This is a genomic window from Pandoraea faecigallinarum, from assembly GCF_001029105.3.
GTDB lineage: Bacteria > Pseudomonadota > Gammaproteobacteria > Burkholderiales > Burkholderiaceae > Pandoraea > Pandoraea faecigallinarum.
In genome coordinates this window covers 1,208,513-1,221,939 of sequence record NZ_CP011807.3, presented here as the reverse complement: position 1 = coordinate 1,221,939, position 13,427 = coordinate 1,208,513, and the positions used below count along the sequence as shown (strand labels likewise).

At 65.3% G+C, this 13,427-nt stretch carries 14 protein-coding genes; all 14 read right to left on the bottom strand.

From position 1 onward, the window contains the following. Positions 1–71: 71 nt before the first annotated feature. The 14 genes from AB870_RS05530 to AB870_RS05465 all read right to left on the bottom strand — a co-directional run bounded on the left by AB870_RS05530 (position 72) and on the right by AB870_RS05465 (position 13,015). Positions 72–290, bottom strand: coding sequence for a recombinase-like helix-turn-helix domain-containing protein (locus AB870_RS05530; protein ID WP_157112435.1), 219 nt, complete (start codon positions 288–290; stop codon positions 72–74). Beyond that, positions 290–634 (bottom strand): hypothetical protein, encoded by a 345-nt coding sequence (locus AB870_RS05525; RefSeq protein WP_047907244.1) that lies wholly within the window; start codon positions 632–634, stop codon positions 290–292. Before AB870_RS05525 ends, AB870_RS05530 begins: the two co-directional genes overlap by 1 nt. A gap of 13 nt (positions 635–647) precedes the next feature. Beyond that, complete coding sequence (locus AB870_RS05520; protein ID WP_053059582.1) at positions 648–1,667, bottom strand: ABC transporter substrate-binding protein; 1,020 nt, start codon at positions 1,665–1,667, stop codon at positions 648–650. Between the two features lie 81 nt (positions 1,668–1,748). Next, positions 1,749–3,245, bottom strand: coding sequence for an aldehyde dehydrogenase (locus AB870_RS05515; protein ID WP_047907243.1), 1,497 nt, complete (start codon positions 3,243–3,245; stop codon positions 1,749–1,751). Positions 3,246–3,258: 13 nt separating this feature from the next. Continuing rightward, positions 3,259–4,077 (bottom strand): aspartate dehydrogenase, encoded by an 819-nt coding sequence (locus tag AB870_RS05510; RefSeq protein WP_047907242.1) that lies wholly within the window; start codon positions 4,075–4,077, stop codon positions 3,259–3,261. Beyond that, complete coding sequence (locus AB870_RS05505) at positions 4,070–5,722, bottom strand: thiamine pyrophosphate-binding protein (protein WP_047908839.1); 1,653 nt, start codon at positions 5,720–5,722, stop codon at positions 4,070–4,072. The genes AB870_RS05510 and AB870_RS05505 overlap by 8 nt, the downstream gene beginning before the upstream one ends. Then, positions 5,715–6,530: an SDR family oxidoreductase gene (locus AB870_RS05500; RefSeq protein WP_047907241.1), complete on the bottom strand. Its 816-nt coding sequence runs from the start codon at positions 6,528–6,530 to the stop codon at positions 5,715–5,717. Before AB870_RS05500 ends, AB870_RS05505 begins: the two co-directional genes overlap by 8 nt. Continuing rightward, positions 6,527–7,453 (bottom strand): IclR family transcriptional regulator, encoded by a 927-nt coding sequence (locus AB870_RS05495; protein ID WP_084663350.1) that lies wholly within the window; start codon positions 7,451–7,453, stop codon positions 6,527–6,529. The genes AB870_RS05500 and AB870_RS05495 overlap by 4 nt, the downstream gene beginning before the upstream one ends. A 1-nt stretch (position 7,454) precedes the next feature. Continuing rightward, positions 7,455–8,372, bottom strand: a complete 918-nt coding sequence (locus tag AB870_RS05490) for an alpha/beta fold hydrolase (protein ID WP_047907240.1) — start codon at positions 8,370–8,372, stop codon at positions 7,455–7,457. Between the two features lie 112 nt (positions 8,373–8,484). Next, positions 8,485–9,042: a cupin domain-containing protein gene (locus AB870_RS05485; RefSeq protein ID WP_047907239.1), complete on the bottom strand. Its 558-nt coding sequence runs from the start codon at positions 9,040–9,042 to the stop codon at positions 8,485–8,487. 50 nt (positions 9,043–9,092) lie between these two features. Then, positions 9,093–9,884 (bottom strand): SDR family oxidoreductase, encoded by a 792-nt coding sequence (locus AB870_RS05480; RefSeq protein ID WP_047908837.1) that lies wholly within the window; start codon positions 9,882–9,884, stop codon positions 9,093–9,095. Positions 9,885–9,919: 35 nt separating this feature from the next. After that, positions 9,920–10,702 (bottom strand): ABC transporter permease, encoded by a 783-nt coding sequence (locus tag AB870_RS05475; protein WP_047907238.1) that lies wholly within the window; start codon positions 10,700–10,702, stop codon positions 9,920–9,922. Between the two features lie 61 nt (positions 10,703–10,763). Next, on the bottom strand, positions 10,764–11,633 hold the full coding sequence (locus AB870_RS05470) for an ABC transporter ATP-binding protein (protein ID WP_157112246.1): 870 nt from the start codon (positions 11,631–11,633) through the stop codon (positions 10,764–10,766). 305 nt (positions 11,634–11,938) lie between these two features. Beyond that, positions 11,939–13,015 carry a porin gene (locus tag AB870_RS05465; RefSeq protein ID WP_047908835.1) on the bottom strand — a complete coding sequence of 359 codons (1,077 nt, stop codon included), beginning with the start codon at positions 13,013–13,015 and terminating at the stop codon, positions 11,939–11,941. Positions 13,016–13,427 lie beyond the last annotated feature (412 nt).

The window sequence follows — 13,427 nt, the reverse complement described above, 5'->3', positions numbered from 1 at the left end:
ATCGCGGTCGCCGCGCGCTCGTCACGTCGTGATGTCGTGGCGTCGAGCGGCAATCGCGCTATGTGATGTTGTTACTCTTCGGCCAGTTTGGCGATCTGCGCTTTGTAGATCTCTTCGGTCCACACTTCGCCGTCCTGCGGGCCGGGGCCGGTGCGGTTCAGGTAGGCGACGAGTCCTGCCAGGTCGTGCGTGCCGGCCGCATAAGCGCGCTCGATGGCGTCGCCCAGCAGGCTTTCGTACTGCGTCGGCTCGTGGCGACGCGCTTGATGCGGTTCCAGATAACGGTCCATCATTTCCCTCCGTTGCGAACCCGTTCGCGAATACGCGCGTGCACGGGAACAAAGTCGTAAGTCGGATAGCATTCGGTGCGGAACACGCCCCAGGCCGAGCGCTCCAGTTCCACGTTCACGACGGGCAGCAGATGCGGCGGCAGTTCCAGCGTGACGATCTGGCCGAAGCCCATCGCCACCGTCCACGACACGACCTTCACGCCGGCGGGCGGGAAACGCTCCCACCACTCGGCCGCCTTCAGCCGCTCCTGGAAATCGTCGAGATTGTTCGACTGATCGTGCCGCAGAAACACCGTCAGCAACAGCGTTTCGGGCTGGGCCGCGCCCGGTGCGGTTTCACTCATTCTTCACCTCGCCTTACTGCACGAACTGGTTGGTGAACAGGTCGTCCACCTTCGACTTCTCGCGAATGACCTTCTCCTGCGCGTAGAAGTCCTGCAATTTGGTCACACGCGCCGGATCGAAGGCGCCCAGACGCTGCTGCCCCGGATACACATTGCGGGCGTAGTACGTGAGGATTTTCTCGATCTCGGCTTCCTTGCCCTTGTAGCCCGGCACAGCCGCGCAGTATTCCTTCGCCGCGCCCGCTGGGTCACGCATGATTTCCGCGACCGACTTGACCGTTGCGCGCACGAACTTGCGGATCATCTCCGGCTTCTCGGCAATGGTCTTGTCGGACGCCAGAATCGCCTGCGCCATGCCCGGGAAGTACTTGTCGGTCGACGTCATGGTGATCTTCACTCCGGCGTCTTCGATGTTCTGCGCCCACTCCGGCGTGCCGACCATCACTTCGGCCTTGCCCGTCGCGACTTGCTGCCACACACCGGCCGGGCCTGCGCCCTGAATGCGTGCGTCGTTACGCGTGAGGCCCGCCGAAGCCAGCAGACCCAGCGTCGCGTAGAAACCGGTGTCCTGGTAGGCCAGCACGGTAATCGTCTTGCCCTTCAGATCGGCGGGCGACTTGATGTTCGCGTCATCGCGCACGACCAGCTGGTGCAGCGTACGGCCGCCGAGCAGCGCGACGCCCTTGATCGGAATGCCGTTCGGGCGCAGTACGATCGGCGTGTCGCCAAGTCCGCCGCCCAGATCGCCGTTGCCCGACGCGAGCTGCTTGCCGACGTCGGCACCGCCCTGCACCGTCAGCCAACGCACCGACAACCCCTCCGCGGCGTAGTACCCTTTCTTTTCGGCGAGCATCAGCGGCGCGAACGCCGGCAGGTTGGCCGGCGCGGGCAGCAGATAGGTCATCTGCTGAGCGGGTTGCGCAGCCGGCTGCGCCATGACCGGTGCGGCCATGCCCGAGAGTCCGGCTGCGGCGCACAGGCCGGCCGTCAGAAAGGCGCGACGCGCCAACGATGCACGGAAAATCGACAACATATGTTTGCCTCGCTCAAGTTTCGGATGACCGCGATGCCCCGTGCACCGCGGCTTGCCACATGCGTTTCACGCGTACGCCCGTCAGACCTGCCCCGCCCACGCGAGCGGGCTGTCGTTCATGCCCCAATACAGGCTCTTCTGGTTCGTGTACTCCAGCAGTCCCAGACGCCCCTTCTCACGCCCCATGCCGCTCTCCTTCCAGCCACCGAAGGGCGTGGAGATCGAGAACTGCTTGTAGGTGTTGATCCAGACGGTGCCTGTCTCCAACGCACGGCCGACGCGCCAGGCGCGCTTGTAGTCGCGTGTCCAGATACCGGCGGCCAGTCCGTAGACGCTGTCGTTGGCTTCGCGCAGCAGATCGTCTTCGTTCTCGAACGGCAGCACCGCCAGCACCGGCCCGAAGATCTCCTCCTGCACCATGCGCGCGCCGTTCGTGAGGCCCGCGATGATCGTCGGCTGGTAGAAGTAGCCTTTCTCACGGCCGTCGCCGGCCGGGCGCTCACCGCCACACAGAAGACGGCCGCCCTCTTCCAGTCCGATGGCGACGTAGCGCTCGATGGACTCGCGATGCGCCGAGCTAACGAGCGGTCCCATCTGCGTGTCTTCACGCAACGGATCGCCCACGCGCAATTGCTTCGCCCCGGCGACGAGACGTTCGACGAACGTGTCGAAAATCTTCTTGTGCACGAACAGACGCGAGCCCGCGATGCACGATTCGCCCGACGAACTGAAAATGCCGTAGAGCACGCCGGCCACGGCATGGTCGACGTCGGCGTCCTCGAATACGATGGTCGGCGATTTGCCGCCGAGTTCGAGCGACACGGGCATGAGCTTCTCCGCTGCGAGACGCGCAATGCCGCGACCGACTTCGGTGCCTCCGGTGAACGCCACCTTCCTGACCTTCGGGTGACGCACCAGAATGTCGCCAATGACCGACCCCTTGCCCGGCAGCACCGAGAGCACACCGCGAGGCACGCCGGCGGCCTCGCAGATGCGACCGAGTTCGAGCGACGCAAGCGGCGTGACTTCCGCCGGCTTCAGGACCACGGCGTTGCCCGCGGCAAGTGCCGGTGCGAGCTTCTGCGCGTCCGACGCAATCGGCGAGTTCCAGGGCGTGATCGCGGCCACGACGCCCAATGGCTCGTGCACGCTCATCGTCAAATAATCGCCGCGCGACGGCGTGAGCGTCTCTTCCAGCGTTTCGAGACACGCCGCGAAGTAACGGAACGTGCCCGCCGCGCTGGCCACGAGAGCACGCGTCTCGCTGATCGGCTTGCCGTTGTCGCGGCGTTGCAGATGCGCGAGTGCTTCGGCGCGTTGCGTGATGCCGTCGGCCACGCGGTGCAGCACGGCAGCACGCTGGTGCGGCTTGAGACCGGCCCAGTCGGCGCGACGCCACGCGGCATCGGCGGCTTCGACCGCTTCGACGGCGTCGTCGGCACCGGCGGCGGCGATCTCGGCATTCACGCTTTCGTCCGCCGGATACAGGCTTTGGTAGCGCTTGCCGGTCCCGGCACGCCATTCGCCGCCGACCAGAATGTCGCTCGAAAACCCTTGCAGCAAATCTTGATGGCTCATGAGGCTGTTCCTGCTAGATCACACAGTTCGCAACGCGATTGCGCAGCGCGCGAATGGCCGAGTACGCGGTCAGTGCCGACGTCTTGGGGTTGTCCGGCAACGGCTTGCCGCACATTTCCAGCGACATCTCGCCGAACGCACCGCGCGCCGCGATGTGATGCACGTTGCGTGTGGTCGCCGGGTCGGCAATGAGACGCACGCGCGTGGCATCCAGACCGAGGCCCGCAATGGCGACGGTCGCCGCCACGTTGGCGTTCTTCGGATACAGACGCGCCGCATCGCGGGCGCTGCCTTCGAAGATCACCGTGGCCGTCGTGAGCGTCGCCAGGTCGCAGACCTGCTCGGCGGGGGTACCGTGCCAGCCCATCGGCGGCTTGCGCCCCGTGTACAGCACTTCGTCAAGGCCGCCTTCGCGGGCGGCGGCAATCGCGTCGATGCCGCCGATCGCCCCCGAGAGCAACGTGACGGTCGACGCGCCGTCCTTCGCGGCCTGCTCCAGCGCGGCGAGCAGATCCGTGTCCGAAAGCGCACCGATGGAGGCAACCGCGCAGTCCACGCCCGACTTGAGCAGCGGCACGACGTGTCCCGACAGCGCGCTATGACCGGCGCACTCGAGCACGAAGTCGGGGCGGCTCGTGAGTGCCTGCGCCGACGACACCACTTCGGTACCGGCGCGCACGCTGCTGCGCACGCGCTCGGCGGCGTCCTCGGGCACGATCACATGGCCCACACGCAGATACGGATCGCTCGCGCACGCCTCATAGACCTTCGAGCCGATCGCGCCGAAGCCGATCAGCGCGACGTCCACGGGACGATGATTCAGTTCATGCATTCGCAGGCTCCCGTACCGGCGGACCGGCGAAATGCGACGCGAAGTTGCCGACCGACAGCATGTCGACTTCGAGCAGTACCGGACCGTCGTGTTCGACGGCGCGCTTCACGGCGCCTTCGGCCTGATCGATGGACGTGATGCGCTCATGCTTGAGTTGCAGGCTTGCGCAAAACGCGGCGAAGTCCGGTTGATGCAACTGAACGTAGTGGCGGCGCCCGCCGTATTGCGCGTCCTGGATGTTGCGGATCACGCCATAGCACTGGTCGTTCATCAGCAGAATCACGAGCGGAGCCTTCTCCTGTACGGCAGTGGCGAGCTCGCCGACGTTGACCATCAGCCCGCCGTCGCCGCACAGCGCGACGGTTTTTTTCGCGTTGCCCGCGAGCGCCGCGCCGATACCCATCTGCATGCCCTGACCGATACCGCCGCCCAGCGCGTGCACACCGGCACGCGGCGAGAAGATCTTCAGCAGGCGGTTGCCCCACGTGCTGTTCGAGATCGTGACATCGCGCACCCAGTTGAAGTCGCGGCCCAGCGCGCCTTGCAGCGCGGCCACGAGCTGGCGGTACGGTCCGAGACCTTCGGCCACTTGCTTGACGGCGGCCTCGCGTGCGGCGGCGAGATCGGCGTGAAAAGCCGGGTCGACCGACAGACGGCCTTGCAGCTTGTCGGCCAGCGCATTGAGCACGCTCGCGGCGTCGCCCTGAATGAACAGGTCGTTGCGATAGCCGCGGTTGTCGGCCAGGCCGTCGGCATCCACGCGATACAGCGCACGCGGCAGCGCGAGCTTGTACTTGAGCGTTTCGTTGCCGCGCAGACGTGAGCCGACGACCACGATGGCGTCGCACGTCTTGTAGAACTTCTCGACCGTCGGGTGAATGTTGAACGCGCCCAGCGTCGCGGCGTGGTCTTCCGGCACGATGCCGCGGCCTTGCACGCTCGTCACCACACCGAAGCCCATGTCGACCAGACGCTTGACGGCGGCCTGCGCACCGCGTGCGCCCCCGCCCAGCCACAGCAGCGGGCGATGCGCCGACGCCAGCTTGTCGGCCAATGCGCTCACGCGCGCGTCGTCGTGCGTCGGCACCGGAATGTGAGGTGCGGCCAGATCGGCCGGCCATTCGATTTCGGCGGCCTGAATATCGATGGGGATCTCGACGCTCACCGGGCCGGTCGGGGCCGTCAGCGCGGCACGCACCGCTTCGCGCACGGTGGAGAGTGCCGTATCGACGCAACGCACGCGGTACGCCGCCTTCGAAATCGCGTTGAGCATGCTCAGCTGATCCGGGGCTTCGTGGATGTACGCGAGATCGCGGTCGAGGAATTCGGTTTCGATCTGGCCCGTGATGTGCAGCACCGGCGTACCCGCCGTGAGGGCCTCGACCATCGCGCCGGCCGCGTTGCCCGCTGCCGTGCCCGTGCTCGTGAACGCCACGCCCAGACCGCCCGACACACGCGACAGGCCGTCTGCCATGTTCAGCGCGCCGGCTTCGCCGCGCGCACCGACGTAACGGATTTTTTCGCGACGTGCAATGGCATCGAGAATCGGCATGTTGTGAATCGAGATCACGCCGAATGCGGTCTGCACGCCGCACTGTTCGAGGAACGCCGCGATGACTTCGCCGACGGTGGTTTTGTTAGACATGTCTTGCCAGGCCTCCGGAAACATCGATATGACTGCCCGTCGTGTAGGACGATTGCGGGCTCGCCAGGAAAAAGATCGCTGCGGCCGCCTCTTCAGGCCTGCCCAGACGTTGCAACTGGATTTGCTTCTTGCGGGCGAGTTCTCCGGTCCACTCCTGCCACGTCGTGCGCTCGCCCGCCGCCTGCGCCGCCGCGAAGCGGCGTCGCCACTGGCCCGACTCCACCAGACCGATGAGGATCGAATTGACGCGCACGCCGTGCGGCGCGAATTCGCTCGCCATCGAACGCACGAGGTTCTGCACGCCCGCACGCGCGGAGGACGTCGCCACCATGTGCGGCTCCGGTTGCAGCGCGAGCAGCGAGTTGACGCACACGATCGCCGCGTCGCCCGTCTCGCGCGCCGCGTCGCGCAGCATCGGCAGGCAGGCGCGCGTCGTACGGATCACGCTGAAGTACTTCAGTTCGAGTTCTTCGCGCCATGCATCGTCGGTCGTGTCGGCGAACGTCGACACGCGGCCCTGCCCGGCGTTGTTGACGAGCATGTCGAGACGGCCGAATTCGCGGCGAATGCGTTCGGTCAGCGCCGCGACGTCGCTCTCGTCGAGCACGTTGCATTGCGCGGCGATGAGGCGCGCCTCGGGATGGCGCTCGCGAAGATGCGTTTCGGCCTGCGTCAGCCGGTCGGTGTCGCGCCCGCAAATCGCGACTGCGGCACCGGCGTCGAGCAGGCGCTCGGCGGTGGCGAGGCCAATGCCGGACGTGCCGCCTGTCACCAGCGCCGCACGCGAGGAAAGGTCGATCTTGATCATTTCAATCCCAGTGACTTCATGTAGGGGGTGGTCTGGCCGTCGGTGCCGGGCCGGTAGTTCAGGCGATGCGAGAGCGCATCCGCCGCCTCGCGCACCTGGCCGATCAATCCCGCGTCGAGCATCGACGTATCGATGTTGGCGCGCGGAATCGTGACGGTGATCGCGGCGCAAATGCGCCCCGCGTCGTTGCGCACCGGTGCGCTCACCACGCTGATGCCGCGCTCGAACGACGACGCCGACACCGCGTAGCCGCGCTCGGCATCTTCTCGCACGCGCTCGAACAGTTCGCCCAGCGACTCGGGGGTTTGCGGCGTGAATTTCTCCAGTGTCTTTTCCGGGTACAGGGCACGCATTTCGGCGAGCGTCAGATCGCCCATCAGCACGTGACCGTGCACGGTGGCATGCGCCGGCAGGCGCGTGCCGACGTTGACCTTGATCGAATTGAAGACGCCCGCCACGCTCTGCGCCTTCGCCACGAACACGATGTCGCGGCCGTCGCGGATCACAATGTGCGAGGTCAGTTGCGTGGCGTCGCGCAGACGCTCGATGATGGGAATGCCCAGATCGGTCAATTCCAGCGAACTGAGGTACTCGAAGCCCAGACGCAGCACGGCCACACCCAGACGGAAGTTTTTTTCGCTGCCGGCGCGCTCCAGGAACCCCATGGCTTCGAGCGTCTGCAACAGGCGAAAGACCGTCGTGCGCGGAATGCCCAGACGCTGCGACAGTTCCGGCGCGCTGAACACCGGCTCGCGCGGCGAGAATTGCGTCAGGATGCGCAGGCCGCGTTCGAGCCCCGGCACGAGATAGCGGGATTCGGCAGGTGCGGCTTCGGCGAGGTCGTCGCCATCGGCCGGCAAATCCTGCCGGCCGGGCGCTTCGTCTTCGACGCGCGCGGTACGCTTCGGGATCGCCGGTGCCATCTCAACGCTCCCCTGCCGCAATACGTTCGAGCCACGCGGCCAGCGCGGCATTCAGAACGTCCGGCGTTTCGATGTAGGACGCGTGGCCCGCGCCTTCGATGATTTGCAGCGGCACGCCGGCGACCCGGGCAATCTCCTCACACGCCGCAGGCGGCGTGATGCCGTCCTGCGCGCCCACGGCCACCGCCACGACGGCGGCACCGGCTGCGGCGCGCACGTATTGCGCGAGTTCGCCCGCGACATCGCCATTCGAGAGCAGATGCGTCGCCTGACGGTAGCCGGCGGGCAGCACGCGCGCCATGTTCCATTTGACCCAGGCCCGCGGCAGTTCGGCGGCCTGCGGTGCGACGAGGTTGTCGCTGCGCTCGCGCGCCATGCCCGCCGGACCGAGCTTGTCGAGCATCGCCAGACGGTTGTCGCGCTTCGATGCACGCACGTCGCCGTGCGCTTTGCCGTAACCGTTGGCGGGCGAGCAAAGAAAGACACCGCGCACGCGATGCGGTGCGCGGCTTGCCAATTTCGTCGCCATGATCGCGCCCAGCGAATGGCCGACCAGGGCGACGCGATCCAGCCCCAGCGCGTCGAGCCACGCTTCGAGCGCATCGGCGTAGGCATCGGCATGCGGCTCGGCGTCGGCGACGTTGGACGTCGCGCCATAGCCGGGCGCGTCCCACGCGTACAACTTGGCGTCCAGGCCGGTCGCGTCGAATTGCGCGACCCACGACGCCGCGCCGGAGCCGATACCGTGCTGCATCACAACCGGCAGCGCGGCGTCGTTCCCGGTCCCCGCGCAGCGATAGCCGACGGTCCCTGCGCGCGTGGCGACGGTGCGATAGGGGAAGACGTCGAGCCGCGCACGCAACGGCGCTACGGCGGCATCGTCTTCGGGCACTTCGGACTGTATGACTTCGGCTTGCATGGGCTTGTGGCTGAACGTCTGGCTGCGTGAATTTCTGCCGGTGCCGGCGCATGACTGCGCGCCTCGCACCGGACGGTTTCGGGACAACTTCGCGGCGTCGTCCCGGACTGGCTTACTTCAGGTCGCGCTTGATTTTCGCGAGCGGCGAATCCGGCGGATACGTCGGGGTGACCGGCTTTTGCGAGCCGAGCATCACGCACATCAGCGCGTCTTCGTCGCCGATATTGATTTCCGTGCGGTACACACCCGGCGGCACCGAGATCAGGTCGCGCTCGCCGAGAATGGCTTCCCACGTTTCACCGTCGCGCTCGCAGATCACCTTCATCTTCCCGCGCATGACGAAGAAGATTTCCTCGACGTCCATGTGGATGTGGCTCGGGCCGATGTTGCCGGCCGGAATCACCATCGTGGAGAACGTGAAGTGACCAGCGGGCACGGTGTTGCTGTCCTTGGCCACACCGGTGCCGCCCGTGCCGACGTAGCGCATCTGCGCACGGCGGTACTTCGGGTCGTAGTCGGCCTGGAACTTGAGGGCATCCCAGTCGTACTTGCGCGTCGAGAAACGGGCGACACGCGTATCCAGCCAGTCGCCGAACGTCTGGCCTTCGGCCTGTGTCCAGCTTTCGACAGCCTGCGGCGTGGCGGTGTTTTTAGCTTCGGCTTGCGCCATGGTGTAACTCCTTGAAGGCGTTGCGAATAAGAGCGAAATGCAGCGGTTCGTCAGGGCATGACGAAGCCGCCGTTGACCGGAAGAACCTGACCTGTCACGAATCGGGAGGCATCGGAGAGCAGGAACAGCACCGGGCCGATGACGTCGTCGGGCACCTGGGCGCGCGGCAGCGCGCGACCTTCCAGATAATGGCGATGGCGCTCGGCCGGCACGTACGCGGTGGCCTCGACTTCGACGAGTCCCGGCGCGACGGCGTTGACGGTAATGCCGTACGAGCCGAGTTCGCGCGCCAGCGAGCGTGTCATCGACATCACGGCCCCCTTGCTCGCCGTGTAGGCGAGCAAACGCGGCGCGCCCCACAAGGCAGTGTCCGACGCGATGTTCACCACGCGCCCCTGCCCCGACGCGCGCAGGAACGGCAGCGCCGCCATCGTCATGAGCCACGTGCCGCGCACGTTCACGTTCATGACGGCGTCCCACGTCTCGATGCTCAACTCGCTGGCGATCTTGCCGCCCGAGTTGGTAATGGCGCCGTTGTTGACCAGACCGTCGATGCCGCCCATCCGCTCGCCCGCGGCTTGCGCGGCGGCCTCCACCGAGGCCGGATCCGAAAGATCCACACGCACGAACGACACGGCAAAGCCATCGCCGTGCAATTGCGCCGCAAGCGCTTCGCCGGCCTGCGCGGCAATGTCGGCAATCGTCACTTGCGCGCCGCGAGCGGCGGCCGCGCGCACGAAGCCTTCGCCGAGTCCGCGGGCGCCTCCGGTAATCAGCAGTTTCTTGCCGTCGAGCGGGGCGAGCGTGGCGACGTCGAGCGGGAGGAGCGGGAGAGTGTGCAGTTCGTTCACGATCGGATCCTTGCGACGCCGCGCGCTCAGGCGATGTTCATGGAGGCGCGCGGCACGTAGTGCAGTGCACGGCGCTCAAGCCAGACCACGGCGGCGTAGGCGGCAATACCAATGGCGGTCAGCCCGGCGATGGCGACGAACACCATCGCGGTATTGCCCTGCCCTTCGCCGTACACGAGCAGATAGCCCAGCCCACGGTCCCCGCCCACGAGCTCACCGACCGTCACACCGATCACGGCCAGCGTCGAGGCGATGCGCAGGCCGGCGAACAGCGCCTGCATGGCCGACGGGAACTCGACGAAGCGGAAGATCTGCCAACGGCGGCCGCACAGCGCGCGTACTAAATTGACCATGTCCGGATCGACGGAGCGCACCGCGCCGAGCACGTTGATCATCACGGGGAAGAACACGATCAGCACCGCGACGAGGATCTTCGGGTAGATCGTGTAGCCCATCCACATCACGAACAGCGGCGCGAAGGCCACCTTCGGGGCGATCTGCAAGGCGAGGATGTACGGCGAAAGCATGGCTTCGGTCGACGGCGACAAGCCGAGGATCACGCCGATCATCACGCCGAGCGCCGAGCCGATCACGAAGCCCGCGATCACTTCGAGCGCCGTCACGCCAATGTGCAGCCACAGGTTCTCGACTTCGAACATGCGCGCGCCTTCGACCACGGTCGACGACAGTTTCGGCAGCACGAATTCGGGCACACCGAATGCCGTCGGGCCCCATTGCCACACGGCCGCGAAGATCAGCAGCAGCACGAAGCTGCCGACGGTCAGTTGCGTTTTCGAAAGGGTTTTCATAGCAAGGATTCCAGTGTCTTGTGCGTAACTCGGCGCACCAGTTTCAGCGCGCGCGTGGCGATCAGCCGAGGTGGTCGTCGCGACCGACCTTGAGCAGTTCCATCAGATGGGCGACGTACTCGTTCATGCCCGCCTGCTTGCGTCGCTCGATGGGGTTATCGCGGTGCGGCAAATCGACGACGATCTCTTCGATGATCGTGCCCGGACGCTCGCTCATCACGAACACACGGTCCGAGAGCGCAATCGCTTCCGCGAGGTCGTGCGTAATCATCAGCGCGGTCTTGCCTTCTGCCGCGAGCATTTGCGCGAGGTCCTGCTGAAGCACCATCTTGGTCTGCGCATCGAGCGCGGAGAACGGCTCGTCCATGAGCAGCACGTCCGGCTCGACAGCGAGCGTGCGCGCGAGCGCGGCGCGCTGGCGCATGCCGCCCGAGAGCTGGTGCGGATAGTGATTCTCGAAACCTTTGAGGTGACAGCGCGCCAGCAGCGCCCTGGCGACTTCCGCACGCTCCGCCTTGCTGCGGCCGCGAATCTGCATGCCCAGTTCGACGTTCTTCTGAATCGAGCGCCACGGCATGAGCAAATCCTTTTGCAGCATGAACGCGACCTGTTGCGAGGGGCCGCGCACCGGCTTGCCCGCAAGCGTCACCTGCCCTTCGCTCGGCGCGTAGAGACCAGCCCCCATATTGAGCAGCGTGCTCTTGCCGCAACCGCTCGGGCCGATCAGCGAGACGAACTCACCGGCCTTGATGCCGATGGACACGTCCGTGACGGCCGTCATTTCGCCCTTGCCCTGGCGATTTTTGAACCGACGCGTGACGCCGCGATATTCGATAGCGAACGGCAACGGCGTTGCCGCCGGCTGCGACTGACGTGCGTCGGCATACGCTTCGGCTACGTTTGCGTCCTTCAACTGAATCGACCTGAGCATGGGAAACCACCGTGTTCCTGGATGTTCAACTTGCCTCGGACAAGTCGTGACTTCGCGTGCACGGCTTGCCAGCCTGTCTTTCTCTTTCGCCCAACGTTTCATTGGTGAAACGTTGATTTACTTATGGATCAATTATAGGGAGTGAAAAGCGCGGTCAAAATTGTTTTTTGCCTAGGGGAAACCCGTATCCACAGGCGTTGAGCAGGCTTGGGGGATGCCGACGGGCCGGTATGGACGAAAAAAACGCCGGGGGGCGAATGCCCGGCCGGCGCGTCAAGAGAGACCACTGGGTGAAACGGGTAGTGTCAGAACGAGTGATGCACGCCCGACATGATGACGAGCTGATTCGAAGTCGACGACGGGCTGATCGTGTTGATCGCCGTGACAGCACCATTGCCGCTCGCATGTTGATAAGCGCCGCTGACATACACCTGAGTGCGTTTCGAGAACGCATAGACATCGCCCAGGCTCACCTGCGTCCAGCGTTTGCCGGACATGTTGGTCGTGGCAGCGCCGAAGGTGATCGTGTTGGCAACGCCCGTCGCATAGTTCACGCCGCCGTCGAAAGACTGATACGTATCGCTGTAGCCTGGCGACTGAAGCTTCACGCGCGTGTACAGCGCATGCAGCAACCACGGGCCGAAACCGTACGACACACCGGCGCCCATGTTCTCGACATTCGACGCGGCGTACGTCGCCACAGGTTGCCCCTGGAACGTGGCGCCACCGAGCACGGCAACGTTCGGCGTGCGGTTGTTTTCGTTCGAGTAGACGGCCGAGGCCTTGAAGCCGCCGTTCGTGTAGTTCGCGGCCACGCTCCACTTGCGCCCGTTCGCGAAGTTCGCGTTGTTGCCGAACGAGATCATTGCGCCGGCCTTGAAACCCCGGAAGTCCGGCGTGACGTAGCGCACCGAGTTGTCGGTCTGCACAACGGACGTGTTGGCCAGCTCGTCGAGGTTGCCCGGGTGGAACATGTACCAGTTCATGCCGAGATAGGCGGTGCTGAACGGACCCAGCCAATCGAAGTTGAACGTGGTCATGTGGCCGATGGTGACCGTGCCCATCTTGTCCGATTGCAGCCCGACCCATGACTGACGATTGAACATCGCACCGGCCTTGATCGTGTTGCCGGTAAGGGTGGAGAAGCCGTTCTCCAGCAGGAAGATGGCGCGATTGCCGCCGCCCAGATCTTCCACGCCACGCAAGCCCCAGCGGTCCGGCTGCGAACCGCCCTGTTGCGCGAGCCAGTTCGCGCTGCCGCCCTGATTGTTCACGAATGCCAGCCCGGCATCCAGACTGCCGTACAGCGTCACGTTGCTCTGTGCGTTCGCTGCGACCGGCACGCCCGCAGCGAGCAGCACTGCCGCTGCCAGCGTCGTCATGCCCGGGATCCGCCCCATCGGAAACCGCTTCATCTGTGTACTCCTGTCGTTCGATGATTCGAGAACGATGGATACGTCCGACACCACACGCGGCCCCGACATTCACCGGCCAAGCCCGGCTCGCGACACCTCGCATGCACTTGTCATTTTTGACGTTCCATCTGTGAAACGTTGGATTACTTATGAAACCAACTGTGCAGAGCTTAGGACAGGAGACGCGCAGCGCTCGCAGCGGAGATGCACGAATTGATGGCGGCAAATTGGCGTGATAACGCGTGCGCGCCGGTTCACAGGTGGACGTATTTTCGAGGCATGACGGCACACCGAACGTCCCGCCGACGTTGCCGGAAGTCCCGGTGGCTCGACATCCCGCGAGAAACATGCCGCTCGGGATTTACCCGAGGAAGGCTTG

What these genes read in the sequence shown, in the direction of transcription:
- AB870_RS05470 (WP_157112246.1), bottom strand. Translation starts at nt 11,633, where the DNA reads ATGCTCAGGTCGATTCAGTTGAAGGACGCAAACGTAGCCGAAGCGTAT.
- AB870_RS05495 (WP_084663350.1), bottom strand. Translation starts at nt 7,453, where the DNA reads ATGGCACCGGCGATCCCGAAGCGTACCGCGCGCGTCGAAGACGAAGCG.
- AB870_RS05500 (WP_047907241.1), bottom strand. Translation starts at nt 6,530, where the DNA reads ATGATCAAGATCGACCTTTCCTCGCGTGCGGCGCTGGTGACAGGCGGC.
- AB870_RS05465 (WP_047908835.1), bottom strand. Translation starts at nt 13,015, where the DNA reads ATGACGACGCTGGCAGCGGCAGTGCTGCTCGCTGCGGGCGTGCCGGTC.
- AB870_RS05525 (WP_047907244.1), bottom strand. Translation starts at nt 634, where the DNA reads ATGAGTGAAACCGCACCGGGCGCGGCCCAGCCCGAAACGCTGTTGCTG.
- AB870_RS05490 (WP_047907240.1), bottom strand. Translation starts at nt 8,372, where the DNA reads ATGCAAGCCGAAGTCATACAGTCCGAAGTGCCCGAAGACGATGCCGCC.
- AB870_RS05475 (WP_047907238.1), bottom strand. Translation starts at nt 10,702, where the DNA reads ATGAAAACCCTTTCGAAAACGCAACTGACCGTCGGCAGCTTCGTGCTG.
- AB870_RS05505 (WP_047908839.1), bottom strand. Translation starts at nt 5,722, where the DNA reads ATGTCTAACAAAACCACCGTCGGCGAAGTCATCGCGGCGTTCCTCGAA.
- AB870_RS05485 (WP_047907239.1), bottom strand. Translation starts at nt 9,042, where the DNA reads ATGGCGCAAGCCGAAGCTAAAAACACCGCCACGCCGCAGGCTGTCGAA.
- AB870_RS05515 (WP_047907243.1), bottom strand. Translation starts at nt 3,245, where the DNA reads ATGAGCCATCAAGATTTGCTGCAAGGGTTTTCGAGCGACATTCTGGTC.
- AB870_RS05530 (WP_157112435.1), bottom strand. Translation starts at nt 290, where the DNA reads ATGGACCGTTATCTGGAACCGCATCAAGCGCGTCGCCACGAGCCGACG.
- AB870_RS05520 (WP_053059582.1), bottom strand. Translation starts at nt 1,667, where the DNA reads ATGTTGTCGATTTTCCGTGCATCGTTGGCGCGTCGCGCCTTTCTGACG.
- AB870_RS05510 (WP_047907242.1), bottom strand. Translation starts at nt 4,077, where the DNA reads ATGCATGAACTGAATCATCGTCCCGTGGACGTCGCGCTGATCGGCTTC.